General features: G+C 66.0%; 26 protein-coding genes. 6 read left to right on the plus strand and 20 right to left on the minus strand.

What is annotated here, in order from left to right:
• Positions 1-5 precede the first annotated feature (5 nt).
• The 6 genes from ASC75_RS02080 to ASC75_RS02105 all read right to left on the minus strand — a co-directional run bounded on the left by ASC75_RS02080 (position 6) and on the right by ASC75_RS02105 (position 5,379).
• The gene (locus ASC75_RS02080) at positions 6-1,298 is read right to left on the minus strand and encodes a nitrate/nitrite transporter (protein WP_055969993.1); all 1,293 of its coding nucleotides are present in this window, start codon (positions 1,296-1,298) and stop codon (positions 6-8) included.
• A gap of 348 nt (positions 1,299-1,646) precedes the next feature.
• Positions 1,647-2,882, minus strand: a complete 1,236-nt coding sequence (locus ASC75_RS02085) for a CmpA/NrtA family ABC transporter substrate-binding protein (RefSeq protein ID WP_055969996.1) — start codon at positions 2,880-2,882, stop codon at positions 1,647-1,649.
• Complete coding sequence (locus ASC75_RS02090; protein ID WP_055969999.1) at positions 2,879-3,475, minus strand: ANTAR domain-containing response regulator; 597 nt, start codon at positions 3,473-3,475, stop codon at positions 2,879-2,881. The genes ASC75_RS02085 and ASC75_RS02090 overlap by 4 nt, the downstream gene beginning before the upstream one ends.
• Positions 3,476-3,553: 78 nt before the next feature.
• Positions 3,554-4,246, minus strand: coding sequence for a glutathione S-transferase family protein (locus ASC75_RS02095; RefSeq protein WP_055970002.1), 693 nt, complete (start codon positions 4,244-4,246; stop codon positions 3,554-3,556).
• A 20-nt stretch (positions 4,247-4,266) separates the two neighbouring features.
• A complete protein-coding gene (locus tag ASC75_RS02100) occupies positions 4,267-4,857 on the minus strand; it encodes a VOC family protein (protein ID WP_055970620.1) in 591 nt (196 codons plus the stop codon).
• 237 nt (positions 4,858-5,094) lie between these two features.
• A complete protein-coding gene (locus ASC75_RS02105) occupies positions 5,095-5,379 on the minus strand; it encodes a DUF2249 domain-containing protein (RefSeq protein ID WP_055970005.1) in 285 nt (94 codons plus the stop codon).
• A gap of 209 nt (positions 5,380-5,588) precedes the next feature.
• Between ASC75_RS02105 and hemN the strand changes: the two genes are divergently transcribed.
• Positions 5,589-6,941 (plus strand): oxygen-independent coproporphyrinogen III oxidase, encoded by a 1,353-nt coding sequence (gene hemN, locus ASC75_RS02110; RefSeq protein WP_055970010.1) that lies wholly within the window; start codon positions 5,589-5,591, stop codon positions 6,939-6,941.
• 158 nt (positions 6,942-7,099) lie between these two features.
• Here the strand turns inward: hemN and ASC75_RS02115 are convergent, their stop codons facing one another.
• From ASC75_RS02115 to ASC75_RS02140, 6 genes are all read right to left on the minus strand, one after another.
• The gene (locus ASC75_RS02115; RefSeq protein WP_055970013.1) at positions 7,100-8,998 is read right to left on the minus strand and encodes a nitric oxide reductase activation protein NorD; all 1,899 of its coding nucleotides are present in this window, start codon (positions 8,996-8,998) and stop codon (positions 7,100-7,102) included.
• 8 nt (positions 8,999-9,006) lie between these two features.
• Positions 9,007-9,819: a CbbQ/NirQ/NorQ/GpvN family protein gene (locus tag ASC75_RS02120; RefSeq protein WP_055970017.1), complete on the minus strand. Its 813-nt coding sequence runs from the start codon at positions 9,817-9,819 to the stop codon at positions 9,007-9,009.
• Positions 9,820-9,890: 71 nt separating this feature from the next.
• Entirely contained in the window at positions 9,891-11,237 is a 1,347-nt protein-coding gene (locus tag ASC75_RS02125; protein WP_055970020.1) for a cbb3-type cytochrome c oxidase subunit I, read from the minus strand.
• A 10-nt stretch (positions 11,238-11,247) separates the two neighbouring features.
• Complete coding sequence (locus ASC75_RS02130) at positions 11,248-11,700, minus strand: cytochrome c (protein ID WP_055970023.1); 453 nt, start codon at positions 11,698-11,700, stop codon at positions 11,248-11,250.
• A gap of 160 nt (positions 11,701-11,860) precedes the next feature.
• Entirely contained in the window at positions 11,861-12,133 is a 273-nt protein-coding gene (locus ASC75_RS02135; protein WP_055970026.1) for a cytochrome C oxidase subunit IV family protein, read from the minus strand.
• Positions 12,134-12,138: 5 nt separating this feature from the next.
• Positions 12,139-12,696, minus strand: a complete 558-nt coding sequence (locus ASC75_RS02140) for a cytochrome c oxidase subunit 3 (RefSeq protein WP_082496352.1) — start codon at positions 12,694-12,696, stop codon at positions 12,139-12,141.
• Between the two features lie 105 nt (positions 12,697-12,801).
• Here ASC75_RS02140 and ASC75_RS26335 point away from each other — a divergent pair, with 105 nt between their 5' ends.
• The 4 genes from ASC75_RS26335 (at position 12,802) to ASC75_RS02155 (ending at position 15,691) form a co-directional block, all read left to right on the plus strand.
• Positions 12,802-12,957 carry a hypothetical protein gene (locus ASC75_RS26335; RefSeq protein ID WP_156381067.1) on the plus strand — a complete coding sequence of 52 codons (156 nt, stop codon included), beginning with the start codon at positions 12,802-12,804 and terminating at the stop codon, positions 12,955-12,957.
• Between the two features lie 16 nt (positions 12,958-12,973).
• Positions 12,974-13,423, plus strand: a complete 450-nt coding sequence (locus ASC75_RS02145) for a hemerythrin domain-containing protein (protein ID WP_055970029.1) — start codon at positions 12,974-12,976, stop codon at positions 13,421-13,423.
• Between the two features lie 202 nt (positions 13,424-13,625).
• A complete protein-coding gene (nirK, locus tag ASC75_RS02150; protein ID WP_055970032.1) occupies positions 13,626-14,744 on the plus strand; it encodes a copper-containing nitrite reductase in 1,119 nt (372 codons plus the stop codon).
• Positions 14,745-14,818: 74 nt separating this feature from the next.
• Entirely contained in the window at positions 14,819-15,691 is an 873-nt protein-coding gene (locus tag ASC75_RS02155; protein WP_055970035.1) for an SUMF1/EgtB/PvdO family nonheme iron enzyme, read from the plus strand.
• Positions 15,692-15,770: 79 nt separating this feature from the next.
• Here ASC75_RS02155 and ASC75_RS02160 read toward each other — a convergent pair whose 3' ends face one another.
• Complete coding sequence (locus tag ASC75_RS02160) at positions 15,771-16,976, minus strand: NnrS family protein (protein ID WP_055970038.1); 1,206 nt, start codon at positions 16,974-16,976, stop codon at positions 15,771-15,773.
• A 78-nt stretch (positions 16,977-17,054) separates the two neighbouring features.
• Complete coding sequence (locus ASC75_RS02165) at positions 17,055-17,495, minus strand: pseudoazurin (RefSeq protein ID WP_055970041.1); 441 nt, start codon at positions 17,493-17,495, stop codon at positions 17,055-17,057.
• Between the two features lie 147 nt (positions 17,496-17,642).
• Between ASC75_RS02165 and ASC75_RS02170 the strand changes: the two genes are divergently transcribed.
• Entirely contained in the window at positions 17,643-18,347 is a 705-nt protein-coding gene (locus ASC75_RS02170) for a Crp/Fnr family transcriptional regulator (RefSeq protein WP_055970044.1), read from the plus strand.
• Between the two features lie 17 nt (positions 18,348-18,364).
• On the opposite strand, the gene ASC75_RS02175 is transcribed toward ASC75_RS02170, so the two are convergent.
• The 6 genes from ASC75_RS02175 to napF form a co-directional block, all read right to left on the minus strand.
• Entirely contained in the window at positions 18,365-18,565 is a 201-nt protein-coding gene (locus ASC75_RS02175) for a DUF1858 domain-containing protein (RefSeq protein WP_055970047.1), read from the minus strand.
• 91 nt (positions 18,566-18,656) lie between these two features.
• Complete coding sequence (locus tag ASC75_RS02180) at positions 18,657-19,373, minus strand: cytochrome c3 family protein (protein ID WP_055970050.1); 717 nt, start codon at positions 19,371-19,373, stop codon at positions 18,657-18,659.
• A 4-nt stretch (positions 19,374-19,377) separates the two neighbouring features.
• On the minus strand, positions 19,378-19,881 hold the full coding sequence (locus ASC75_RS02185) for a nitrate reductase cytochrome c-type subunit (RefSeq protein WP_082496353.1): 504 nt from the start codon (positions 19,879-19,881) through the stop codon (positions 19,378-19,380).
• Positions 19,851-22,355: a periplasmic nitrate reductase subunit alpha gene (gene napA, locus ASC75_RS02190; protein ID WP_055970053.1), complete on the minus strand. Its 2,505-nt coding sequence runs from the start codon at positions 22,353-22,355 to the stop codon at positions 19,851-19,853. The genes ASC75_RS02185 and napA overlap by 31 nt, the downstream gene beginning before the upstream one ends.
• Positions 22,352-22,618 carry a chaperone NapD gene (locus ASC75_RS02195; protein WP_055970055.1) on the minus strand — a complete coding sequence of 89 codons (267 nt, stop codon included), beginning with the start codon at positions 22,616-22,618 and terminating at the stop codon, positions 22,352-22,354. Before ASC75_RS02195 ends, napA begins: the two co-directional genes overlap by 4 nt.
• Complete coding sequence (gene napF / locus ASC75_RS02200; protein ID WP_055970058.1) at positions 22,611-23,114, minus strand: ferredoxin-type protein NapF; 504 nt, start codon at positions 23,112-23,114, stop codon at positions 22,611-22,613. Before napF ends, ASC75_RS02195 begins: the two co-directional genes overlap by 8 nt.
• Positions 23,115-23,116: the final 2 nt, after the last annotated feature.

A 23,116-nucleotide genomic window follows, 5' to 3' on the forward strand; every position in this document is an offset into this window, starting at 1 on the left:
GGGTATCACTGGGCAGTGAGGGGAAGCGGCTCGCCGGCGCTGTCGCGCGACAGCCTGCGGATCGACAGGTGCATCCAGACGAGCGAGGCGACGACGATGGCGAACAGCAGCATGAAGCAGCTCGACCACAGGCCGGTGAGGTCGTTGAGCGCGCCGAAGGCGATGGGCAGGATGAAGCCGCCAAGGCCGCCGATCATGCCGACGACACCGCCGACGGCGCCGACATTGTCGGGGTAGTAGGCCGGAATGTGCTTGTAGACGGCGGCCTTGCCCAGGCTCATGAAGAAGCCGAGCACGAAGGCGACGACCATGAAGGCTGCCGGCCCGACCTCGAAATGGAACGACATCGGCCCGCTGATGCCGCGCACGACATAGTCGGCCGTCGGCAGCGACAGGATCAGCGTCGCGATGGCCGACATGCCGAAGGTCCAGTACATCACCGTCCGCGCGCCGACCCGGTCGGACAGCACGCCGCCATAGGCGCGGAAGATGCTGGCCGGGATCGAATAGGCGGCGCCGATCATGCCGGCGGTGACGATGTCGAAGCCGTAGACGCCGATCAGGTAGCGCGGCAGCCACAGCGCAAGTGCGACGAAGGCACCGAAGGAGAAGAAGTAATAGAGGCCGAAGCGCCAGACCTGGACGTTGCGGAGCGGCGCGAACTCGCTCCAGAAGCTCCTGGGCTGGGCGCCCTGGATGCGGCGCTGGCGGATGACGGGGTCGTCTTCGCTGCCGAACCAGAAGATGAAGGCCATGAAGCCGAGGCAAGCTGCCCAGATCACCGCCACCTCCTGCCAACCGCCGGCGAGCAGCACGAAGGGCGCGAGGAACTTGGTGATGGCGGCACCGACATTGCCGACGCCGAAGATGCCGAGTGCGGTCCCCTGCCTGCCCGAGGGAAAGAAGCGCGAGACATAGGCGACCCCGACCGCAAACGAACCGCCGGCGAGGCCGACGCCCAGCGCGGCGACCAGCATCTGCGCATAGGTCTGGGCGAAGGCGAGCAGGAAGGTGGCGATGGCCGCAGCCAGCATGGTCGCGGTGTAGACGAGACGCCCGCCGAAACGGTCGGTCCACACGCCGAGCACGATGCGCACCAGCGAGCCGGTCAGGATCGGGGTGCCGATCAGCAACCCGAATTGCGTCTCGGACAGGCCGAGCTCCTGCTTGATGCGCACGCCGATGATCGAAAAGATCGTCCACACGGCAAAGCAGACGGTGAAAGCGAGGGTGGAGATGGCAAGCGCCCTGGCCGGAGCATTGTCCTGGCTCGGCGCGGCTTGGAAGGGTGCGGTCATTGTCGGCTCCGTTGTGCGGCGTGGGAGGCGCCGCGCTGGTCTGGATCGCGAAAACAAAAAAGCTGCCGGCCAGGGTCGCGCGTCCGTACATCCGGGATCGCGGTCGTCTGGTCGGCAGCTTTGCCTGGGGCGCCCGCCACTGGACGCCGATATGTCTGGCCTTTCAGCCTCGTCTATCGCAATGCACAAACCATGCCAGCTCGGCGGGGCTGCGGCAATTCCGTTTACTTTCAGATAGTTATGCACTAACGACGATGCAGACCGTCCAGGTGCCCGGCGATCAAGGGATGTACAGCCGGCAACGGTCCATGCCTATTTCATGTGCAGTGCACAAAAATTGACGGCAAGTCAGCCGCCGAGAACCCGCTGGGCGGCGATGTAGCCGTCGAGATCGTCGGGATCGAACAGGCCGCCGTCGAAGAAGCCGTCCGGTCCGAGCACGAGGCTGGCTCCAGCCGACCCGACCGGCGTCGGCACGGGCAGCGCGCCCTCGACCTTGGCGTTCGCCCCCGGCAGGGCCGCACCCAGCGGCTTGAGCGCGGCCCGGTAGAGATCGGGCCGGTAGGTTTCGCGGGCAATCGCGGCATTCTCGGGCGAGTGCCCGGCCTGCCCCCAACGCACCATCTGGCTGTAGAACCACAGCGCGTGGCTCTTCCACGGAAAGGTTGCCGCCCTCGCCTGGGGCACGAAGAAGTCCTCGACCACGACGGAACTGTCCGTCGATGTCCCGAGATGCCCCGAAAGCGCCGGCGACATCCAGCCGGCCGGACGCCCGACATAGGCCGCAGCCGACATGATGCCTGCAAGCTCAGTGCGATTGGCTGGCGAGGCGCACCACTGCGCGGCGTGATGGATGGCGCGCAGCAATGCCGCCAGCGCATCGGGATTGGCTTCGGCCCAGCGCGCGTCGGCGCCCAGCACCTTTTCCGGGCTGGAGCGCCAGATCTTGGCCTTCACCGTGACGATGCGGCCATGGCCGAGCATGACGGCGGCGGTATTCCACGGCTCGCCGGCGCAAAAGCCGTCGAGGGCGCCCGAGCCCAGCGCATCGGCCATCAGCGGCGGCGGCAGGATGACGATCTCGATGTCGCGATCGGGATCGATGCCGCAGGCGGCGAGCCAGTAGCGCAGTTCGTAGTTGTGGCCCGAATAAGGGTGCACGACGGCAAAACGCAGCGGTGCCGCACCGGCACGGGCGCGGTCGGCAACGACGCCCCGAAGCGCGTTGCCAGCGGCGCCGGGCGAAAGATCCCCGCTCGCGCCATGCCCGACCATCTCGCGCCACAGCGCATTCGACACGGTGACGGCGTTGCCGCCGAGGCCCAGCGCCATCGGCACGACGGTGGTCGCGGCCAGCGGCGTCAGCCCGAGATTGCAGGCGATAGGCATCGGCCCCAGCATGTGCGCCACCTGGAAATGCCCGACGGCGAGCCGGTCGCGGATGCTGGCCCACGACGTCTCACGCACAAGCGTGAGTTCGATGCCCTCGGCCGCGGCAAAGCCCTTCTCCCTGGCGGCGACCAGCAGCGCGCTGTCGAGCAGTGGCAGGAAACCGGCGGAGATCTCGAAGCGGGCGTCGGTCATGCGTCGTCTCCCAGCAGTCCGGCGGCAGTCACGAGGCTCTGCGCGATCTCCGACAGCTTGCGGTTCTGGTTCATCGCCGCCTTGCGCAGAAGCGCATAAGCCTCCGTCTCGGACATGCCGCGCGACTTCATCAGGATGCCCTTGGCCCGGTCGAGCAGCTTGCGGTCCTCGAGCTCGCTGCGCGCCTCCTCCAGTTCCCGCGACAGGCGCGAAAACGCATTGAAGCGGCTCACCGCCATGTCGAGGATCGGCTTGACCCGCTCGCGCTTCAGCCCGTCGACGACATAGGCCGACACACCGGCATCGACCGCCGCCTCGATCGAGGCGCTATCGGAGCGGTCGACGAACATGGCGATCGGCCGCTTCACCGCGCGCGACAGCTGAAACATGTCCTCCAGCATGTCGCGGTTGGGATTTTCCAGGTCGATGACGATGACGTCGGGATTGATCTCGGCGATACGCCGGGCGATGCCGGCAACGTCGTGGACGAGCGTCACATCGTCATGGCCGGCCTCGCGCAGCCCCGCCTCGATAATCGAGGCGCGGATGCGGTTTTCGTCTATCACGAGCACGGCGAGAGGTTTGGCGACCATGCCCTATCTTGCGCGCCTCGGTCGATTGTGCAATGCGGCAATCGACGTCGTGCACGCGTCGGCTGCGGATCTTGCGCCTCAGTGGGCCTGCGACCTCACATAACCGATATAGCCACGGACGTCGGCCGCAGGCTCGGCATAGGCCTGGCCGAGCGCATCCTCCATCGCCGCGACATAGTCCTTCGCCCAGCCCGGCAGCGGATAGTCGATCACCGCCAGGAATTCCAGCGTCGCGGCGAACCGGATGTCGGCGATCGACGGCCTGTCGCCACCGATGAACCTCTTGTCCTTGATGTAGAAGCTGCGGAAGACGTCGAGCGGTTCGGCCAGCGCCTCGACGGCCGCCTTGCGCGCTCTCTCCTTGCTGTCAGGATCGGCATCGCTGAAGCCGACCTCGCCCGGATATTGCGGAAAATTCAGGGCCGGATATGTCGCCCGCGCCAGATACGGATAGAACGTGCCGATCAGGTAGAACATGGCGCTGTCGATCATCGCTCGCTTTTCCGGGCTGCTCGGATAAAGCCCCTCCAGCCCGTGCTTGTTGCTGAGATACTGCATGATCGCGCAGCTCTCCCAGAGCGCGCCGTTCGGAAGCTCCGCCGTCTCGATCATCGGCGTCAGATGCGCGGGGCAAATGGCCAGGTATTCCGGCGACCTGGTCTGGCCGAACACGTCGTTCTCGGCGAAGTCGAGACCGGCGGCACGGACGAACACGCGCGCGGCCATGTTGTTGACGCTGGGCTTGATCACGTTGAGCTTGATGTCGGGCATGTCATCGCTCCCTGCTTGTGTCAGCTCTTGGTGTAGGGATCCTTCGGCGTCCGGTCGGACGAGAGCGTCGCGCGGCTCCTCTCGGCCAGCGCTTCGATGGCGTCGGCCAGGTGGATCTCGGCGATGTTGTAGTCGCCGCGCGCCACCCTCACCTTGTGCGCTTCCATCAGCACGTCGGCGTGCGTATGGCCGTGCGGCGGCTCGAAGCGATAGGAGGCGAGTTCGATCAGCAGGCCGAGCGGATCCTCGAAATAGATCGAATCCATGAAGCCGCGGTCCTTGACCCCGCTATGCCTGATGCCGCGCTCGTCGAGCCGGGCGACGGCCTGGAGGAAGGTCACGCGCGAGACGGCGAAAGCGATGTGGTGGACGCAGCCGATGTCCGTCGGGGTCCGCTCGGGTGCCGGCTTGCGGTTCTCGTCGGTGAAGATGGTGATCAGGCGTCCATCGCCGGGATCGAAATAGAGATGGCTCTCGCTGGCCCTGTCGAGATTGGGCTGTTCGAAGATGAAAGGCATGCCGAGCACGCCCTCCCAGAAATCGATCGACGTCCTCCTGTCGGCGCCGACCAGCGTGATGTGGTGAACGCCTTGAGACTGGAGCTTCCGCATCGCCATCCTCCGTCGACACACGTGCTGGGCGAATAGAGCAAATACCGGTGGACACCGACCGGACACCGCGCTGCCACTTTCGGCCGCGGCACGCGCCGGCACCTGGCGCGGATATTAGATCAAATCCCATCCCTGCGCCAGAAAGCGCCGGCATCTGCGACTGTTTCCGTCGGAACGATGAGAGGGCGGCACTGCCGGCCGGTCGCCTGGGCGCTGGGGCCGTCGGCCGCCACCTCGTCAGTGGCCGCTGCCGCAGCAGCAGTCGCAGCCCGAGCCGTCCTTGCGGCCGATCTCGACGCGCCAGACCTCCGGCCCCTGCTCCAGATATTCCCACGTGAGTTCCGTCGGGAACGCCATTTCGAGCTGGTAATGCAGCGGGCGCGGGTCATGGTCGCTGGTCAGGATCAAGGTCCCGCCGAGCGACAGCCCGTCGACCATGGCGAAAATCCGGGGATGGCGTTCCATCCTGGGGATGGTCCTGACATCGATGACCGGGTTGGTTCCAACTTCGGCATTTGCCATGTCGTTCTGTCCTTCGGCCCGCAACGGAAAATGCCGGGGGAGCGGCCGCCTGCCCCCGGATGCGGCAACCCTAAAGCGACGGGCGAAGACCGAGATTGCCGAAACGCAAACAATTCGGGGAAATGGCCCCAGCTTGGCATTTCGCAAAGAGACCTCGCGCCCGAGGGCCTAGATCGGTCGCAAGTCACAGCGACAGAACTGGAAAAGCCATGCCCCCGACCATCCTGGAGAAATATGGCGAGGCGCGCCTGCCCCGCTACACAAGCTACCCCACCGCGCCGCGCTTCTCGCCGGCCATCGGCACGGGCGCCTATGGCGACTGGCTGCAGCAGCTGGCATGCAACGAACCGGTGTCGCTGTACCTGCACATCCCGTTCTGCCGCTCAATGTGCTGGTACTGCGGCTGCCACACCAGCATAACCAGGCAGGACCGCCCGATCCTCGACTATCTCAACGTCCTGCACGACGAGATCCGCATGGTCGCCCAACGCATCCCGCAGCGCCTGCCGGTTGGCGAGGTGCATTTCGGCGGCGGCACGCCGACCATCGTCTCGCCGGCCGAATTCCTGGCGCTGACAGCCCTGCTGCGCGACCATTACGACTTCTCCGACAGAACCGGCATCGCCGTCGAGATCGACCCGCGGCGGCTGACGGCCGAGATGGCGCTGGCGCTGGGGGCGGCGGGCGTCACCCGCGCCAGCCTTGGCGTCCAGAGCTTCGATCCGGTGGTGCAGAAGGCGATCAACCGCATCCAGACCGAAAAGCAGACGGCGGAGGCCACCGACAACCTGCGCCGCGCCGGCGTCGGCGGCATCAATTTCGACCTGATCTACGGCCTGCCGCACCAGACGGTGCAATCCTGCATCGACACCGCCAATGCTGCCATCGCCATGCTGCCCGATCGCTTCGCAGTGTTCGGCTATGCCCACATCCCTTCGTTCAAGAAGCACCAGCGCATGATCGACGAGGCCGCCCTGCCCGACGGCGCCGCGCGCAATGCCCAAGCGGAAGCTATCGCCGAGACCCTGACCGCCGCCGGCTACAGGCAGATCGGCCTCGACCATTTCGCACTGCCCGGCGACGACCTCGTCAAGGTCCAGGAAGCAGGCAGGCTGCGGCGCAACTTCCAGGGCTACACCACCGACAATTGCGAGACCCTGATCGGCTTCGGCGCATCGGCCATCGGCCGCATGAAGGGCGGTTATGTGCAGAACGAGGTCGCGCCCGGCCTTTATGCCCAGCACATCGCCTCGGGAAAGCTGGCGACCGCCAAGGGCTACCGCCTGACAGCGGAAGACCGGCTGCGGGCCGACATCATCGAACGCCTGATGTGCGATTTCAGCGCCGATGTCGGCGCGATCTGCAAGGCGCACGGCGTCGACCCATCGGCGCTGCTGGCCGGCAATGGCAGGCTGAAGCAACTGGCCAACGACGGCGTGGTGACGATTGCCGACGGCGTGGTCCATGTCAGCCGGGAGCACCGCTTCGTCATCCGTGCGGTCGCCGCAGCCTTCGACGCCTACATCGACCAGTCGGCGCGTACGCACAGCAAGGCGGCTTAGGCCGAGCGTCCCCTGAAAAGGTCGCGTTCCTTCGCGTCCCCCTGTCCTGCCGGACGGAGGGCGCGCGCGACGGAACTCGGCGCCTAACATTTCATCAACAAAAGCAAAAAGGCCCGGCTCTGGCGCGCCGGGCCTTTCGCCATCGCGACCTTGTCCCCCTATCCTGCAAGGCTGCGATAGATGGCGGGAAGGGCTGCCGGCAGCTTCGAGATGTTACCGACCACGGCATAGCCGTTCTGGCCGAACAGCATCGGTATGTAGGACTTCGCCTCGCGGTCGACCGTCACGCCGAAGACGCCAAGGCCGCTGCGCCGCGCCTCCACCACCGCGCGCCGGCTGTCCTCCAGCGCGAAGCGGCCCTCATAGTGGTCGAGGTCGTTGGGCTTGCCGTCGGTCAGCACCAGAAGCAGCTTCTTGCGGTTGGGCTGCCGGGCCAGCTCCGAGCTGGCGTGGCGGACGGCCGCCCCGATCCGGGTGTAGTAGCCCGGCTTCAGCGCGGCGATACGGGCCTCGACCGCAGCGCTCATCGGTTCGTCGAAGGCCTTGACGGTCTCGACGCGCACCCAGTCGCGCCGCCGCGAGGTGAAGGTCAGGATCGAGTGGTTGTCGCCGCAGGCGGCGAGCCCGTTGGCCAGGATCAGCAACGCCTCCTTCTCGACGTCGAGCACCCGGCGGTTGTCGAACCAGGCATCGGTCGAGAGCGACACGTCGACCAGGATGGTGACGGCGAGGTCGTGCGCCTGCGGCCGGCTCATCAGGTGGATGCGGTCGCTGCCCTGGCCGCCGGCGGCAAGGTCGCAACGCCCGCGCACCACCGCATCGAGGTCGAGCTCGGCACCGTCGAACTGGGCGCGCAGCATCTCGCGCCGCGGCCTCAAGACCTCGAACTGGCGGCGCACCCGGCGAATGAGGCGCCGGGTCTCCAGATCCGGCTCCCCGGCTGTCCCGGCTTCCGCGGCAGGCGCCGCCAGCACGCGGCAATGATCGGCAAGATAGCTGCCGCTCCGGAAATCCCATTCGGGATAGGTCAGTTCCGCCGTCAGCGGCGTTCGATCCAGTGCTTCCGGCGGCAGGTCGAGGTCGAAGCGGAAGCGCGAGGCCGGGCGCCCCTTGCGCTCGCCGAGCGTCATGTCGTCGAGGTCTTCGGCGGCCTTGGCATCGTCGTCGCTGTCGTCCGAGGGACGGTCGACATTGACCATCTCGGCCATCGCCAGGATCTTCTCGAAGCGGTTAAGGATGAACGGGCTGCGGTCGTCCTTGCGCCCCTCCTGGTTCTCGCGCACGGCAACCTGGCGCTCGATCTCGACGCCACCGGCATCGCGGCCGCCGGTCACCGGTTCGTCCTCGTCGCGGCGGGGTGCCGTCTCCGGCCGCAGCAGCGCGTCGGGCCACAGGGGGACGGGCAGCATCCGCAGGTACCCCGCCGGAGCGCGGTGCGGAAAGATTGCAGGCAGCGTATCGTCAGGCAGGCCGGCCTGCTGCCTGAGCAGGCTGGTCACGCGCCGCTCGACATGCGCCTCGACCGAGGGCAGCGGTGCACGATGGCGCGCAGAAAGCGTTGCCGCCGCCAGCCGCCGATAGCGGCGGCCGAGCCCCGGAAAGGTTTCCGTCACCCTGGCAACCGTCGCCTCCGCCCTCAGCAAGGCTTCGAGGTCGCGCAGCAGCGGGTCGCTCTCGACGATGGGATCGAGCGGCATCAAGGCCATGTAGGCCGCAAGCCAGATGTAGAGATCGCGGTTGAGCCCCTTGTCGGGAAACAGGTCGATCACCGACGGCAGCATCAGCGACGAGCCGTCGCGCGCCGGCTGGGCGAGCTTCTCCTCCCCGAGGCCCATGCGCTGGCGCCAGCCGAGGCGATGGCCCGATGTCTTGCCGCGCACGGTGGCGATCTGGACCGCACCCTCGCCGCCGAAACCGCGGAAGCAGACCGCCAGCACCGGCTGCACCGCGGCCAGATGCACCGCATGCTCGGGGTGGCGCGGCCAGGTCTGGACATGGCCGATCAGGCGATGCCAGGCGCGGCCGACCGTTTCTTCCAGCTCGAGGAAATCAAGCATGGCCGGCCTCAGCGGATCAGGGAATCGGCAAGCTCGACCAGCGCCGCCTTGACATCGGGCTCGTCGGTCAGCGGCTCGATCATCGCGGCAAGCACGGCTTCGCGCGCCGGCACGCCGGCATCGATGAGCGTGGCACAATAGACGAGCAGGCGGGTCGAAGCGCCCTCCTCCAGGTCGTGGCCCTTGAGCGCGCGGATGCGCCGGGCGAGTTCGACCAGCGGCGCGACCTGGCCTTCGGCCAGCCCGCTTTCCGCCGACACCACCGCGACCTCCTCCGCCTTGGGCAGGAAATCGAACTCGATGGCGACGAAGCGCTGGCGCGTGCTCGGCTTCAGGCTTTTCAGCAGGTTCTGGTAGCCGGGATTGTAGGACACCACGAGCATGAAGCTCGCTGGCGCCATCAGCTCTTCGCCGGTGCGCTCGAGCGGCAGGATGCGGCGGTCGTCGGTCAGGGGATGCAGCACCACGGCAACGTCCTTCCGCGCCTCGACGATCTCGTCGAGATAGCAGATGCCGCCGTCGCGCACGGCGCGCGTCAGCGGCCCGTCGACCCAGACGGTATCGCCACCCATCAGCAGGTAACGGCCGGTGAGATCGGCGGCGGCAAGATCGTCATGGCACGAGACGGTGGACAGCGGCAGGCCGAGCTTCGCCGCCATGTGGCTGACGAAGCGGGTCTTGCCGCATCCGGTGGGGCCCTTGAGCAGCAGCGGCAGCCGCCGCGCCCAGGCGCGCTCGAACAGACTGCATTCATTGCCGGAGGGGCTGTAAAAGGCGGGGCTGTCGGCGGCGGGGCGGACATTCGGCAAGGCAATGGTCATTGGGGAACTCCGTGGGGAAGCGTCGCAGGTGCGGGATCCGGCCCCGGACGAACCGGGGCCGGAAAACGGTGTCATTCGGCAGGCTGCAGGGCGCGGACCGGCTTCTCGCTGCGCTCACGGCCGGGCACCAGCACGGCCCACATGAACATCAGCGCCGAGATCACCACGATGACGCCGGAGCCGAGGCGCACCCAGTAGAACAGGGCCAGCTGGTCCTGCACGTCCATGAAGCTCTCGCCCAGCACGCGCTGGAGATGCACCTGGACGACACCGGCGAAGGTCAGCGCGAAGGTCATCACCGACATCGCCGTGACCATCATCCAGAAGCTGGTGATGTTGAGCCACTGGTTATAGGGCGCGCGGCCTTTGATCTCGGGAATGGCATAGGCCATCATGGCGAGATTGAGCATCACATAGGCGCCGAAGAAGGCGAGATGCCCGTGCGCCGCCGTCACCTGCGTGCCGTGGGTGTAGTAGTTGACCGACGACAGTGTGTGCAAAAAGCCCCAGACGCCGGCACCGAAGAAGGCCATGACCGAGCAGCCGATGGACCACAGCAGCGCTGCCTTGTTGGGGTGATTGCGGCCGGCCTTCCAGGTCATGTGGAAGGTGAACAGCACCATGGAGAAGAACGGCGCCACTTCGAGCGTCGAAAACAGCGAACCGATCCATTGCCAGTAGCCCGGCGCGCCGATCCAGTAATAGTGGTGGCCGGTGCCGAGGATGCCCGAAAACAGGGCGAGGCCGACGATGATGTAGAGCCACTTCTCCACCACCTCGCGATCGACGCCGTTGAGCTTGATCATCAGGAAGGCGAGCACCGACGCCATGATCAGTTCCCACACGCCCTCGACCCAGAGATGGATGACGTACCACCAGTACATCTTGTCGAGCGCCAGGTTTGACGGGTTGTAGAACGAGAACAGGAAGAAGATCGCCAGCGCCCAGAGCCCGAACAGCAGGATGTTGGTGACGGCGGTCTTGCGTCCCTTCAGTGCCGTCATGGTGATGTTGAACAGGAACATCAGCACGACCACGACGATGCCCACCTTGATGACGAAGGGCTGCTCGAGGAACTCGCGGCCTTCGTGGATGCGGAACAGGTAGCCGACGACGGCGATGCCGGCCGCGATGAAGAACATCCAGAACTGGAGGATCGCCAGCTTCGGGCTGTAGAGCTCGGTCTCGGTCTCCTCGGGCAGCAGGTAGTAGGTTGCGCCCATGAAGCCCATCAGCAGCCAGACCACCAGCGCGTTGGTATGGATCATGCGGATGATGTTGAACGGCAGCAGCTCCGACAGCGTGTTGGGCACGACATAGACGAGGCCGGCGAGCACGCCGAAGGCGACCTGGGCCAAAAACAGGACCAGGGCGCCGTAGAAATAGGTCATCGCGACCTTTTGCGTTTCGTATTTCATGTCTGTCTCCTCAGCCTGCCTCGTTCGGGGGCCACTTCTGGGTGTTGATGCGGCTGGTCCATTCGAGGAAGTCGGCCAGGTCGTTCAGTTCCTCGTCGTTGAGGTTGAACTGCGGCATCTGGCGCCGGCCCTCGATCCCCGACGGCTGCGCCGCCATCCAGGCCTTCAGCGTTTCGCGCGCGCCCTCGGGGTCGCTCTCGCCGCCGTAGCGCTTCCAGACATTGCCGAGTTCGGGCGCGAAATAGGCGCCCTCGCCCAGGATGGTGTGGCAGTTGATGCAGGAATTCTTTTCCCAGACATGCTTGCCGCGCGCGACGGAGTCCGTCAGCGTCTTCTCGTCCGTGGAGGTCGTGCGGATGTAGAAATGGCTGTGGGCCGTCAGCCCGACGAAGATTGCGAAGAAGAAGATCGAACCGCCGTAGAAGACGTTTCGAGCCCCTGTTTTTGTGAGGCGTTCTGCCATCACGTGATCCTTTCCAGTCAGGTGGCCGCGCCAGCGGATCGGCCCGATCGTTTTCCCTCCCGACAGGCACAGCCCGGCGGTCTCCGGTTACCCGGACGGGAACCTTCTATGGGTTTGGGGAAGAGCTTCTTTGCGTTTTGGCAAACAAGTCGCCCGCGGCTCAGCCAACCGCCATCGCAACAGCGATCGTCTTTGCCGCGCCGCCCAGCGCAAGCACCAGGCACCAGCCCAGCAACGCGCGCGACATCGCCGCCTGGCCGCGCAGGCCCATGAAATCAAGGATGACGAGGCGGGCCTTGAGCATGGCGAGGCCGAGAACGAGCGAGGCTCCGGCCGCAGCGCCGCCAAAGCGCACGGCCACAACGCTTGCCCCGGTCAAAGCGAGGAGGAAGAGCCAGGAGCGGGCAAGCCGCCGGAGGGAGCCGTCCGTCATGCCGCTCACGCCAGGTAGACCAGCGGGAACATGACGATCCAGATCAGGTCGAAGACATGCCAGAGCGTGGTGATGAGGACGACGTTGGCACGTCCGACGCGCCAGCTGACCAGCAGCAGCACCAGCGCGCCGAAGGCGACGTGCAGCAGGTGGAAACCGGTCAGCAGGAAATAGAGTTCGAAGAACACGCCATAGGCTTCATCGCCGGCATGTCCGATCTCGCCGCGGTATTCGAACAGCTTGATGGCGACGAACAGCAGGCCGAAAAGGGCAGCCACGATGAGCGCGCCCCTGGCCTCGCCGCGTGTCGCCCCGGGCCGTGCCGCGCGCGCCGCCTGCCAGCCGCTGGTCAGCAGCACGGCGGTGTTCAACGCGGCGAGCGGCGCGTTCAGGTGGAGCCGCGCAGCGGCGAACTGGTCCGCCTGCACGACGCCGGCAACCATGAAGGCGACAAGCAGGATGCCGAAGGCGGCGAGTTCGCTCCACACCAGGATCCAGAGCAGGAAATCGCCGGCGTCCGGCGCCTCGTCTTCCTGCGCGCGCGTCGAAACAGTCATGTCCATGCTGCTTCTTAGGCAGGCGGCGGCAAGGCTTCTTTGCGTTTGCGCAAGGTGGCGGGCGCGAAAATCTGCGACATCGCGACATCGGATCAGTCAACGGAGCCCGCAATGAGCAACGCCCAATTCGGCCTTTCGGTCGCCACGCCGATCATCGTCGGCTTCGCGCTGCTGCTCTATCGCATGGGTGTGCTGCAGCGCACGGGGGCAGCTTCCGCGGTGCTCGCCTCGATCGCCATCGCCGCGGTGCTGTTCTTCAACCAGTAGACGTTGCAGCGCCGCGATGAGCGATCCCAATTCGACGGCTGGTTTCACCGAACTGCACAGGCTTTATCGCGCGACGCTGCAGATCTGCGACAGCCTGGAGGCCGTCGCCGATTCCCTTCCTCGTCCCGACCGCAGGCTCTGCCGGCAAATCGCCGCCGAGCTCAAGCCGGCCATCGAAGCCGCAAACAGGCTGGAGGAGGAAATTCTCTTTCCCGCCGCCCTTGGTCGCCTGCCCGCTGCCGGCACCGGGGCGACGATCGACCGGCTGCGACTGGAACATGCGCAGGACAATGCTGCCGCCGACGAAATAGTCCGCATCCTCGTTGGCCTGTCGCGCGGTGGCGGCAAGCGCACCTGGGATGCGATAGGCTACATGCTGCGCGCCTATTTCCTGGCTGTTCGTCGCCATGTGGCATGCGAGCAGAACCTGCTCGCCGCACTGCGGACGACCTCCTGCCCCGACTGACAGGGCATCCCGCGCGGGACGCTGTCCTGGCCGCCCGGCCAAGCATTGCGGCGCTGTACTGCCGACCCGTCATTTTCCGCAAGAGCAGACCAAGTTGCGGCACTGCAACAATTGTTTGCGCTGCAACAAAGATCACTTGCCGCAAGCCGCATATCCTCCTGACCGTAATAACAGGCAACGCCAATCACGAAGGAGAACTGAAATGTTGACGCGACGCGAAGCACTCTTGGGTACGGCCACAGGTGCGGCAGCGGCCGCGCTCCTGGGCTCGGTCATCGCAACTCCGGCGCTGGCGCAGGCCAAGGTGGCCGACATAGCCGGCCTGCCGCGGGTCAAGGTCGACCTTGTCGCCCCGCCCTTCGCCCACCCTCACGACCAGATCGCCAAGGGCGGCCCCAAGGTCATCGAATACCGGATGACCATCAAGGAACTGCCTATGGTGATCGACGACGAAGGCACGACGCTCCAGGCGATGACCTATGAAGGCTCCATGCCCGGCCCGTTGATGATCGTCCACGAAGGCGACTATGTTGAACTCACGCTGGTCAATCCCGAGAGCAACGAGATGCCGCACAACATCGACTTCCATGCCGCCACCGGCGCGCTGGGCGGTGGTGCGCTGACCCACGTCAACCCCGGCGAACAGGCGGTGCTGCGCTGGAAGGCGACCCGCGCCGGCACCTTCGTCTACCACTGCGCGCCGACCGGCATGATCCCCTGGCACGTCGTCTCCGGCATGAGCGGCGCCGTCATGGTCCTGCCTCGCGACGGGCTGAAGGACGGCGCCGGCAAGCCGCTGAAATACGACCGCATCTTCTACATCGGCGAGCATGACCTCTATGTGCCGCGCGACGAGAACGGCAAGTACAAGAAGTACGAGAGCCTCGGCGACAGCTACGACGAGACGCTCAAGGTGATGCGCGGCCTGATCCCGACCCACGTCGTCTTCAACGGCAAGGTCGGTTCGCTCACGGGTGACAACGCGCTGAAGGCCAAGGTCGGCGAAACGGTGCTGTTCGTCCACGCCCAAGCCAACCGCGACAGCCGGCCCCACCTGATCGGCGGCCATGGCGACCATGTCTGGGAAGAAGGCAAGTTCGTCAACGCCCCGGCCAAGGACCTGGAGACCTGGTTCATCCGCGGCGGATCTGCGGGGGCGGCGCTCTACACCTTCCTGCAGCCGGGTGTCTACGCCTACGTCAACCACAACCTGATCGAGGCAGCCGAACTCGGTGCAACCGCCCACGTGATGGTCGAGGGTGAATGGGACGACGACCTGATGAAGCAGGTCCAGGCACCCGGCCCGATCCCGACCAACTGACCGGCGGGCTCCTTTCACTGTCCAACTCGGCCCGCCGGCATGCCTGCGGGCCGTTTTTTTGAAGGATGAAATCGATGAAACCCGGCTTACTCCTGACCACCGCGCTCGTGGTTCCCGCCATCGCGCTGGCCGTTTACCTGACCCGTGATCCGGCCGGGCCGACCGCCCAGCCGGCAATGGCCTCGCCGCAGACGGTTGCCATTGCCCCGGGCCGGCTGGCCTACAGGCTGCCCGGCGAGTTCCAGACCGCCGAGCGCCCGGTCGATGCGCCGGAGGATCGCGTCCGCTTCCGCCGCTCCTTCGACATCATGGCCTATCAGGTCGGCGCCGCCGACTATGCCCTCTGCGTCGCAGATGGAGCATGCGCTCCGGCGGATGGCGCGGTCCAGCGCGCGGCTAACCTGCCCGCGACGGGCGTCAGCTTCCGCGATGCCAACGCCTATGCCCAGTGGCTGTCGGACAAGACGGGAGAAGGCTGGCGGCTGCCGACCGACGAGGAATGGGCTTTCGCCGCGGCCGAGCGTTTCAGCGACCATGGCATCGACCCCGACGGCGGCAGCGACGCCATCGCCCGCTGGCTGGCGCGCTACCGCGGCGAGGCCGAGGCAGCGAAAGGCCGCGACCCCGAGCCCAAGCCGCAGGGACATTTCGGCGCCAATTCCAACGGCCTCCACGATGTCGGCGGCAATGTCTGGGAGTGGACGACGACCTGCTACCGCAGGGTGGCGCTCGACGGGAACGGGCGCGTCGACACCAGCACCGACAATTGCGGCGTGCGCGTCGTCGCCGGCAAGCATCGCGGCTACATGTCGTTCTTCATTCGCGACGGCAAGAGCGGCGGCTGCGCGGCAGGCCTGCCACCCGACAATCTCGGCATCCGCCTCGTCAGGGAGCGCCCGTCGATGCTGTCGGCCTTCAGGGCGCTCTGGCGCGGCGCCACCGGCTAGGCGTTCCAACGGCAAAAGGCCCGGACCTCCGATGGAGATCCGGGCCTTTCTCGTTTCCGCGGAGTTCAGGCCAGCCTTGTCACGACGGCGCCGCGTTGGCCTGCCGCGCGCGCAGCTTGGGCCGCAGCAGCATGCCGCCATAGACTGCCGCATAGCCCAGGAAAGCGAGTGTCCATGCGGCAGCCGACGCGTGCAGCAGCGATGTCGTGCCGGGCAGGAAAGCGTAGGCGATCCTGAGTATTGCCGACGCGACGACCGCAACGAAGACCATGCAGGTGGCGTTGCCGGCATGCAGCGCGCGTCCGGTGTGCCCCAGCGTGGCCCGCGACATCACTGCAAGCGTCATCGCCCCGATGGCGCCGGTGCCGAAGGCATGCAGGCCGGCGGCCGGCGCCACGGCATCGGGCAGGAGAACCGCAAGTGCCGCCAGCAAGAAGCCCACCGGCACGAAGGCATAGGCAACATGCAGGATGACCACCAGCGGATCGCGCCAGGTGCGGTCGCCGGCCCAGCGGCCGAGCCTTGCCACGTTGAGTGCTCCTGCCGCGAGCAATGCCGCGCCGCTCGCCACATGATCCGGGAAGCAGGTCCAGGCCAGAAGGGCGACTGCCGAGCCCAGAATCGTGACGGCGTCGAAGCGATTGAACGGCACCGGCAACCGTCCCGGCGTCTGGCGCGCCAGCCAGTTACGGGTAAAGCTCGGGATGATGCGGCCGCCGATGATCATGATCAGGATCACGGTGGCGCCGATCCCGAGCCGGCGGGCGATGTCGGCCTCGCCATTGACATGCACCTCGAGATGATAGGCGACATTGGCGGCGAACAAGATGCTGACCGGCACGAGCACCTTGAGGTTGCGCCAGTTGCGGCCGGCGATGATCTCGACGGCGGCTGCGACGGCAACCGCCAGCAGGAACGAGCTGTCGATTAGGGCGGCGGCGAGCCAGCCGATGTCGACCGAGAAGAATACCGCCAGGCGGCCGGCCAGCCAGATCGCCACCAGTGCCGCCAGCGGCAGCCCCTGCACCGGCAACCGGCCCGTCCAGTTGGGAATGGCGGTCAGCAGGAACCCGGTGACGATGGCCGCGACGTAGCCGAAGATCATTTCGTGGATATGCCAGTCGACCGGCGCAAACACGCTCGCGGTCTCGAGCCGTCCGGAGAGCATCGGCAGCCATGCCAGGATGGTCAGGCCGGCATAGAGCGAGCCGAGCAGGAAAAACGGCCTAAAGCCGTAGGAAAGCACGGCGGGATAGTTTCCCGGCCGAACGCGTGGAATAGCCATGACAGCCCCTCCAACGGGAAATGCCGGGCGGAACCGTTCCACCCGGCTGGCTTAGAGACAGATATGGATACGCCGCACTCAGTTGGCGGGAACCTGGGCCAGAAGCGCCTCGAACGTCTTCTTGGCCTTGCCGGTCTGCTTGACCGCCTTGGCCGCCTCGAGGTTGGTCGGCTTGCCCACCACGATCAGCGCCACCATGCCCATGCCGTAATGCGGCGTGCACTTGACGCCGTAGACGCCTTCCTTGTCGACCGTGATGGTGATCTGCTCGTTCATCTTGCCCTTGAACGGCGTCGCACCCTCGGGGATCATGCCCTTGATGCTCTCGGCGTCATGCGACTTGTCGGTCGGCACGAACGTGATGGTGTCGCCGGGTGAAGCGACGATGTAGTCGGGCTGGAACACCATGGAGCCCTTTTCGCCCTTGTTCAGCATCTGAACCTGGTAGTCGGCGGCCTGCGCGGCACCGGCCAGAAGCATGGCTGCGAACGCGGCTGCGGTAGCAATGGCGTATTTCATGATCTTTTCTTTCCTTTCACGACGGCTCCAGCCGTTGGGCCCTTGCCTATGTCGTTTTTGCCGGAGACACTTTGATCCAGCGCAAACCGCGGCGAGATGATCTGTGGTTTCGGAGAGCAGGATGGGGAACGCGCAGGAGCAACTGAAATGAGCCGTCTTGACCGCTCGCTAATCACCGGCTTGCCCCCTTTCCAGGGCATGACCCCGGCGGATCTCGACCGAGTTCTCCAGCAGGCGCGTTCGCTGCGCATCGCCAAGGACCAGACGGTCTTCGAACAGGAGGGCGAGGCGCACTCGTTCTTCCTCCTGCTCGACGGCCATGTCCGCGTCGTCAAGACCACGCCGGACGGCCAGCAGGTCATCGTGCGCTACATCAGCCCGGGTGAACTGATGGGCATCGCCCATGCGCTCGGGCGCACCACCTATCCGGCCAGTGCGGTCGCGGCCGTCGACTGCGTCGTGCTCGCCTGGCCCGGCAATCTGTGGCCGGACCTGGCGGGGTCCTTTCCGAGCTTCGCCACCGGCACCTACAAGACCGTCGGCGCCCGGCTCCAGGAGGCCCAGGCCCGCGTCGTCGAACTGGCCACCGAGCAGGTCGAGCAGCGCGTCGCCCATGCGCTGCTGCGGTTGGTCAAGCAGACAGGGCGCAAGACCGAGGAAGGCATCCTCATCGACTTCCCGATCTCACGCCAGGACATCGCCGAGATGACGGGCACGACGCTGCACACCGTCAGCCGCCTGCTCACGGCCTGGGAGGAAAAGGGGCTGGTCAAGAGCGGTCGCCAGAAGGTGACCGTGGTCGAGCCGCACCGGCTGTTCGCGCTGGCCGAGGGCCGCGCCGAAAAAGGCTGACGGACGGCCCGCCATCCTCACTTCATCGCGCTCGTCAGGTCGCGAACCAGCATGTCCTCGTCAAGGTGATGCTCCCGCGCGGCATCCGCAACCGTGTGGAACGAGGCGATCGGACAGCCGATGCAGATCAGGCCGTGGCCAAGCATCACGCGTATGGTACCCGGCCATTGGCGCATGATCGCGTCCATGCTCATGTCGTCGTTGAAACGTGGCTTCATCGTCACTCACCGCTGTGAAGCCCCAAGGATGGACGTTTGCGCCTTAGCCTTCCTTGCGCGCGGACAAACAAGCGCGCGATTGCGCGGCGCCTCAATCCAGCGCCATCACCTCCATCGGAAGGCCGGCATGCGACGCCTTGACGTAGCGTTCGAGGGCATCGACCGCCGAGGATTGCGGTAGCGTTTCGCCCTGCAGTTCCGGCGGCACCTGCCAGCCGGGCGCGATGCCCTTCATGTCGGGCAGCTCGTGGGCGATGCCCTTGTGGCAGTCGATACAGGTCGCCTTGCCAGACAGCAGGTAGCGGGTATGAATTTCAGCCGCGCGCTGGGTCTGGCGCGTCAGGTCCATCGCCACCGACGAGTGGCAGTTGCGGCATTCGAGGCTGTCGTTGGCCTTGAGCCGCGCCCATTCGTGCTGGGCAAGCTCCAGCCGCTTGTCGAGGAACTTGCGCCGGGTGTCGATGGTGCCGAAGATCTTGCCCCAGACTTCCTTCGAGGCCTGCATCTTGCGGGCGATCTTGTCGGTCCAGTTGTGCGGCACGTGGCAATCCGGACAGGATGCCCGCACGCCCGAGCGGTTGGCGAAATGGATCGTATGGGTCAGCTCCTGGTAGACGTTGTCGCGCATCTCGTGGCACGAGGTGCAGAACTTCTCGGTGTTGGTCACCTCCAGCGCCGTGTTGAACGCACCCCAGAACATCACGCCGCCGACAAAGCCGCCCAGCGTCAGGAAGCCGAGGCTCAGCGTTCCGGCCGGTGTGCTGACGATGTGCCACGCCCACAGCAGCCATTCCTTCAATCGTTGCATGGGCCTACTCGCTGCCGGCGGGCTTGAAGCCCAGTTCGCTCATGTCCTTGAAACGGTTCTCGACCAAGGGCCGCACGTCCGCCTGCGGCACGTGGCACTCGGTGCAGAAGTAGCGCCGCGGCGACACGTCGGCCAGCATCTGGCCCTCGCGCGTCATGTAGTGGGTGACGCTGATCATCGGCGCGCCCGAGCTCTGGGTGAACTCGCGCTTGTGGCAGGACAGGCAGCGGTTGGTGTTGACCGACAGCTGGTAGCCCTCGATCGAATGCGGGATGACCGGCGGCTGCTCGGGATATGCGCGCATCTTGCGCACGTCGTCGGTCACCCATTTGGGAACCGGCGCCGCCGGGATCGTCTCCATCGGCGACGGTGGACCCGTCAGCTCGGGAGACCTGTCGGAGGCCATCTGGGCCAGGGCCGCCGTGCCCGCGCAGAACAGTGTGGCAAAGACAAGCGCGGGGACGCTGCGCCGCATGTTCATGCGACCGGAACGATCTTGACTGCGCATTTCTTGTAATCCGTCTGCTTGGAGATGGGATCGGTGGCGTCGAGCGTGACCTTGTTGATGAGTTGGCTGGCGTCGAACCAGGGCACGAAGATCACCCCTGACGGCATCCGGTTGCGCCCGCGCGTCTCGATGCGCGAGCGGATTTCGCCACGCCGTGAGATCACCCGCACCTCAGCGCCCTGGTTGATGCCGCGCTTGCGGGCGTCGTCGGCATTCATGAAGCAGCGCGCGCCGGGAAACGCCTTGTAGAGCTCGGGCACGCGCAGCGTCATCGAGCCGGAGTGCCAGTGCTCGAGTACGCGCCCGGTGACCAGCCAGATGTCGAACTCGTCATCGGGCGATTCCGCCGGCGGCTCGTAGGGCACGCCGAGGATGACCGCCTTGCCGTCCGGGCGGCCGTAGAACTTGACCCCCTCGCCCGGCTTCACATAGGGATCGAGGCCTTCGCGGTAGCGCCAGCGCGTTTCCTTGCCGTCGACCACCGGCCAGCGCAGCCCGCGCACCTCGTGGTAGGTGTCGTAAGGCGCCAGGTCGTGGCCGTGGCCGCGGCCGAAGGTGGCATATTCCTCGAACAGGCCCTTCTGGATGTAGAAGCCGAATTCGGTGGCCTCGTTGTTGGCATAATCCGGGTTGATCTCGCTGCGCGGGAACTTGTCGACATTGCCGTTGCCGTAAAGCACGTCGAACAGCGTCTTGCCGCGATAGGCAGGATTGGCGTCGAGGATTTCCTGCGGCCACACCTCGTCGGTGGTGAAACGCTTCGAGAACTCGGCAAGCTGCCAGAGGTCCGAACGCGCCTCGCCGGGGGCTTGCACCAGCTGGTGCCAGACATGGGTGCGGCGCTCGGCATTGCCGTAGGCACCTTCTTTCTCGACCCACATCGCGGCGGGCAGGATGATGTCGGCCGACATCGCCGTCACCGTCGGGTAGGCGTCGGAGACGACGATGAAATTGTCCGGGTTGCGATAGCCTGGATAGGCTTCGTTGCTGCTGTTGGGCGAGGCCTGGATGTTGTTGTTGACCTGCACCCAGTAGAAATTGAGCTTGCCGTCCTTCAGCATCCGGTCCTGCTCGACCGCATGGAAGCCCGGCTTGTCGGGCAGCAGTCCGGCCGGCAGCTTCCATATCCCTTCCGCGTGCTTTCGGTGCTCGGGATTGGTGACCACCAGGTCGGCCGGCAGGCGGTGGGCGAAGGTGCCGACCTCTCGCGCCGTGCCGCAGGCCGACGGCTGGCCGGTCAGCGAGAACGGGCTGTTGCCCGGTTCGGAGATTTTACCGGTCAGCAGGTGGATATTGTAGACCATCTGGTTGGCCCAGACCCCGCGGACATGCTGGTTGAAGCCCATGGTCCACAGCGACATCACCTTGCGCGACGGGTCGGCATAGAGCTCTGCCAGCTCCTCGAGGAAGCCTTTCTCGACGCCGCTGAGCTCGGCCACTTTCTCCAGCGTGTATTCCGAGACCAGCTTCTTGTAGGCCTCGAAGTCCATCGGCTCCATGTTTGCGGCATTAGCCGCGCCCTTGGCCGAGGTTTCGCGCGGATCTTCCGGCCTCAGCCCGTAGCCGATGTCGGTCTCGCCGCGCATGAACACGGTGTGCTTGTTGACGAAGTCCTCGTTGACCCGGCCGGTCGTGATGATGTGATTGGCGATGTAGTTGAGGATGGCGAGGTCGGTTCCCGGCTTGAACACCACGGGAATGTCGGCGAGGTCCATGCTGCGGTGGGTGAAGGTCGACAGCACCGCCACCTTGACGTGCTCGTGGCCGAGCCGCCGGTCGGCCAGCCGCGTCCACAGGATCGGATGCATCTCGGCCATGTTCGAGCCCCACAGCACGAAGGCGTCGGCGGCCTCGAAATCGTCGTAGCAGCCCATAGGCTCGTCCATGCCGAAGGTGCGCATGAAGGCATAGGCGGCCGACGCCATGCAATGGCGGGCGTTGGGATCGAGATTGTTGGAGCGGAAGCCCGCGCGCATCAGCTTGGTCGCGGCATATCCCTCGAAGATGGTCCACTGGCCGGAGCCGAACATGCCGATCGCCGTCGGCCCCTTCTCCTTCAGCACCTTCTTCGCCCGCTCGGCCATCAGGCCGAAGGCTTCGTCCCAGCTTACCGGCTCGAACTCGCCATCCTTGTCATAGACGCCGTTGCGCTTGCGCATCAGCGGCGTCGTCAGCCGGTCGGCGCCATACATGATCTTGGACAGGAAGTAGCCTTTGACGCAGTTGAGGCCGCGATTGACCTCGGCCTGGGTGTCGCCATGGCTGGCAACGACCTGGCCGTCCTTGACGCCGACCATGACGCCGCAGCCGGTGCCGCAGAAGCGGCACGGCGCCTTCGACCACTTGATCTCCAGCGCGCCCACGCCGCCTGGGATCGGCTGGGCCGATGCTGGCAGCGCGATGCCCGCCGTTGCGGCCGCAACGGCCGCCGCCTGCGCCTTCAGGAGCTCGCGTCGGTTCAGTTCTGCCGTCATGGTGCAGAGCCCTCCAGTTCCTCGATGTGTTCAAAGACCATGTTGGCCGCGACGACGCCGTCGAGGGCGCCGAGCGCGGTGAGCTGGGCCCCCAGTTCGCCGGCGCTGTCGCCTTCCATCACGACCACGATGCGGTTGTTTTCCTGCGCCCGGATTTCCGGGCCGCCCATGCCGGCGATCGCTTCGGCCACTTCGGCCAGCCGCCCGGGCATGACGGCAACGACCGCGCTGGAAATGTGGTGATAGCGGCGCTGGTCAGGCATGTGCCGGCTCCATGCTTATGGGGGTGACCGCGATCGCCTGCGCCGGGCATGGCGCGATGCAGGCGCCGCAGCCGGTGCAGGCGGCCTCGTCCAGCTGCGGCAGGAACGGTCCGCCGATCCGCGGCTTGAAGGCGATCGCCATGGGCGGACAGGCGTCGCGGCAGCTCATGCAGGACACGCCGTTGCGCGCCAGGCAGGCGTCCGAAATGGCAACGACATGGGCAAACGCCGGTGGCACGGCCCGGTCGAAGACGGGTTCGGGGCAAACCGTGGCGCAGTCGCCGCACAGCAGGCATTCGCCAGCCAGGAAGTCCAGCGATGGCTTGCCTGCGACAAGCGCGATGATGGCGGTGGGGCAAGCATCGACGCAGGAGCCGCAGCCGGTGCAGGCGGCCAGTCCGTCCTCTGCCACTCCGGGCGGCAGGAGTCGTCGCACCGGCTGATCTTCGCGGCCGGTCAGGAACGACCTGCGGCTGATGCTGCCCGGCGCCGCCATCG

It is taken from the genome of Aminobacter sp. DSM 101952 (genome assembly GCF_001424795.1).
GTDB classification, from domain to species: domain Bacteria; phylum Pseudomonadota; class Alphaproteobacteria; order Rhizobiales; family Rhizobiaceae; genus Aminobacter; species Aminobacter aganoensis.

Excerpts from the sequence above, each read along its gene's own strand:
- ASC75_RS02080 (WP_055969993.1), bottom strand. The coding sequence starts at position 1,298 with ATGACCGCACCCTTCCAAGCCGCGCCGAGCCAGGACAATGCTCCGGCC.
- ASC75_RS02085 (WP_055969996.1), bottom strand. The coding sequence starts at position 2,882 with ATGACCGACGCCCGCTTCGAGATCTCCGCCGGTTTCCTGCCACTGCTC.
- ASC75_RS02090 (WP_055969999.1), bottom strand. The coding sequence starts at position 3,475 with ATGGTCGCCAAACCTCTCGCCGTGCTCGTGATAGACGAAAACCGCATC.
- ASC75_RS02095 (WP_055970002.1), bottom strand. The coding sequence starts at position 4,246 with ATGCCCGACATCAAGCTCAACGTGATCAAGCCCAGCGTCAACAACATG.
- ASC75_RS02100 (WP_055970620.1), bottom strand. The coding sequence starts at position 4,857 with ATGCGGAAGCTCCAGTCTCAAGGCGTTCACCACATCACGCTGGTCGGC.
- ASC75_RS02105 (WP_055970005.1), bottom strand. The coding sequence starts at position 5,379 with ATGGCAAATGCCGAAGTTGGAACCAACCCGGTCATCGATGTCAGGACC.
- hemN (WP_055970010.1), top strand. The coding sequence starts at position 5,589 with ATGCCCCCGACCATCCTGGAGAAATATGGCGAGGCGCGCCTGCCCCGC.
- ASC75_RS02115 (WP_055970013.1), bottom strand. The coding sequence starts at position 8,998 with ATGCTTGATTTCCTCGAGCTGGAAGAAACGGTCGGCCGCGCCTGGCAT.
- ASC75_RS02120 (WP_055970017.1), bottom strand. The coding sequence starts at position 9,819 with ATGACCATTGCCTTGCCGAATGTCCGCCCCGCCGCCGACAGCCCCGCC.
- ASC75_RS02125 (WP_055970020.1), bottom strand. The coding sequence starts at position 11,237 with ATGAAATACGAAACGCAAAAGGTCGCGATGACCTATTTCTACGGCGCC.
- ASC75_RS02130 (WP_055970023.1), bottom strand. The coding sequence starts at position 11,700 with ATGGCAGAACGCCTCACAAAAACAGGGGCTCGAAACGTCTTCTACGGC.
- ASC75_RS02135 (WP_055970026.1), bottom strand. The coding sequence starts at position 12,133 with ATGACGGACGGCTCCCTCCGGCGGCTTGCCCGCTCCTGGCTCTTCCTC.
- ASC75_RS02140 (WP_082496352.1), bottom strand. The coding sequence starts at position 12,696 with ATGGACATGACTGTTTCGACGCGCGCGCAGGAAGACGAGGCGCCGGAC.
- ASC75_RS26335 (WP_156381067.1), top strand. The coding sequence starts at position 12,802 with ATGAGCAACGCCCAATTCGGCCTTTCGGTCGCCACGCCGATCATCGTC.
- ASC75_RS02145 (WP_055970029.1), top strand. The coding sequence starts at position 12,974 with ATGAGCGATCCCAATTCGACGGCTGGTTTCACCGAACTGCACAGGCTT.
- nirK (WP_055970032.1), top strand. The coding sequence starts at position 13,626 with ATGTTGACGCGACGCGAAGCACTCTTGGGTACGGCCACAGGTGCGGCA.
- ASC75_RS02155 (WP_055970035.1), top strand. The coding sequence starts at position 14,819 with ATGAAACCCGGCTTACTCCTGACCACCGCGCTCGTGGTTCCCGCCATC.
- ASC75_RS02160 (WP_055970038.1), bottom strand. The coding sequence starts at position 16,976 with ATGGCTATTCCACGCGTTCGGCCGGGAAACTATCCCGCCGTGCTTTCC.
- ASC75_RS02165 (WP_055970041.1), bottom strand. The coding sequence starts at position 17,495 with ATGAAATACGCCATTGCTACCGCAGCCGCGTTCGCAGCCATGCTTCTG.
- ASC75_RS02170 (WP_055970044.1), top strand. The coding sequence starts at position 17,643 with ATGAGCCGTCTTGACCGCTCGCTAATCACCGGCTTGCCCCCTTTCCAG.
- ASC75_RS02175 (WP_055970047.1), bottom strand. The coding sequence starts at position 18,565 with ATGAAGCCACGTTTCAACGACGACATGAGCATGGACGCGATCATGCGC.
- ASC75_RS02180 (WP_055970050.1), bottom strand. The coding sequence starts at position 19,373 with ATGCAACGATTGAAGGAATGGCTGCTGTGGGCGTGGCACATCGTCAGC.
- ASC75_RS02185 (WP_082496353.1), bottom strand. The coding sequence starts at position 19,881 with ATGCGCAGTCAAGATCGTTCCGGTCGCATGAACATGCGGCGCAGCGTC.
- napA (WP_055970053.1), bottom strand. The coding sequence starts at position 22,355 with ATGACGGCAGAACTGAACCGACGCGAGCTCCTGAAGGCGCAGGCGGCG.
- ASC75_RS02195 (WP_055970055.1), bottom strand. The coding sequence starts at position 22,618 with ATGCCTGACCAGCGCCGCTATCACCACATTTCCAGCGCGGTCGTTGCC.
- napF (WP_055970058.1), bottom strand. The coding sequence starts at position 23,114 with ATGGCGGCGCCGGGCAGCATCAGCCGCAGGTCGTTCCTGACCGGCCGC.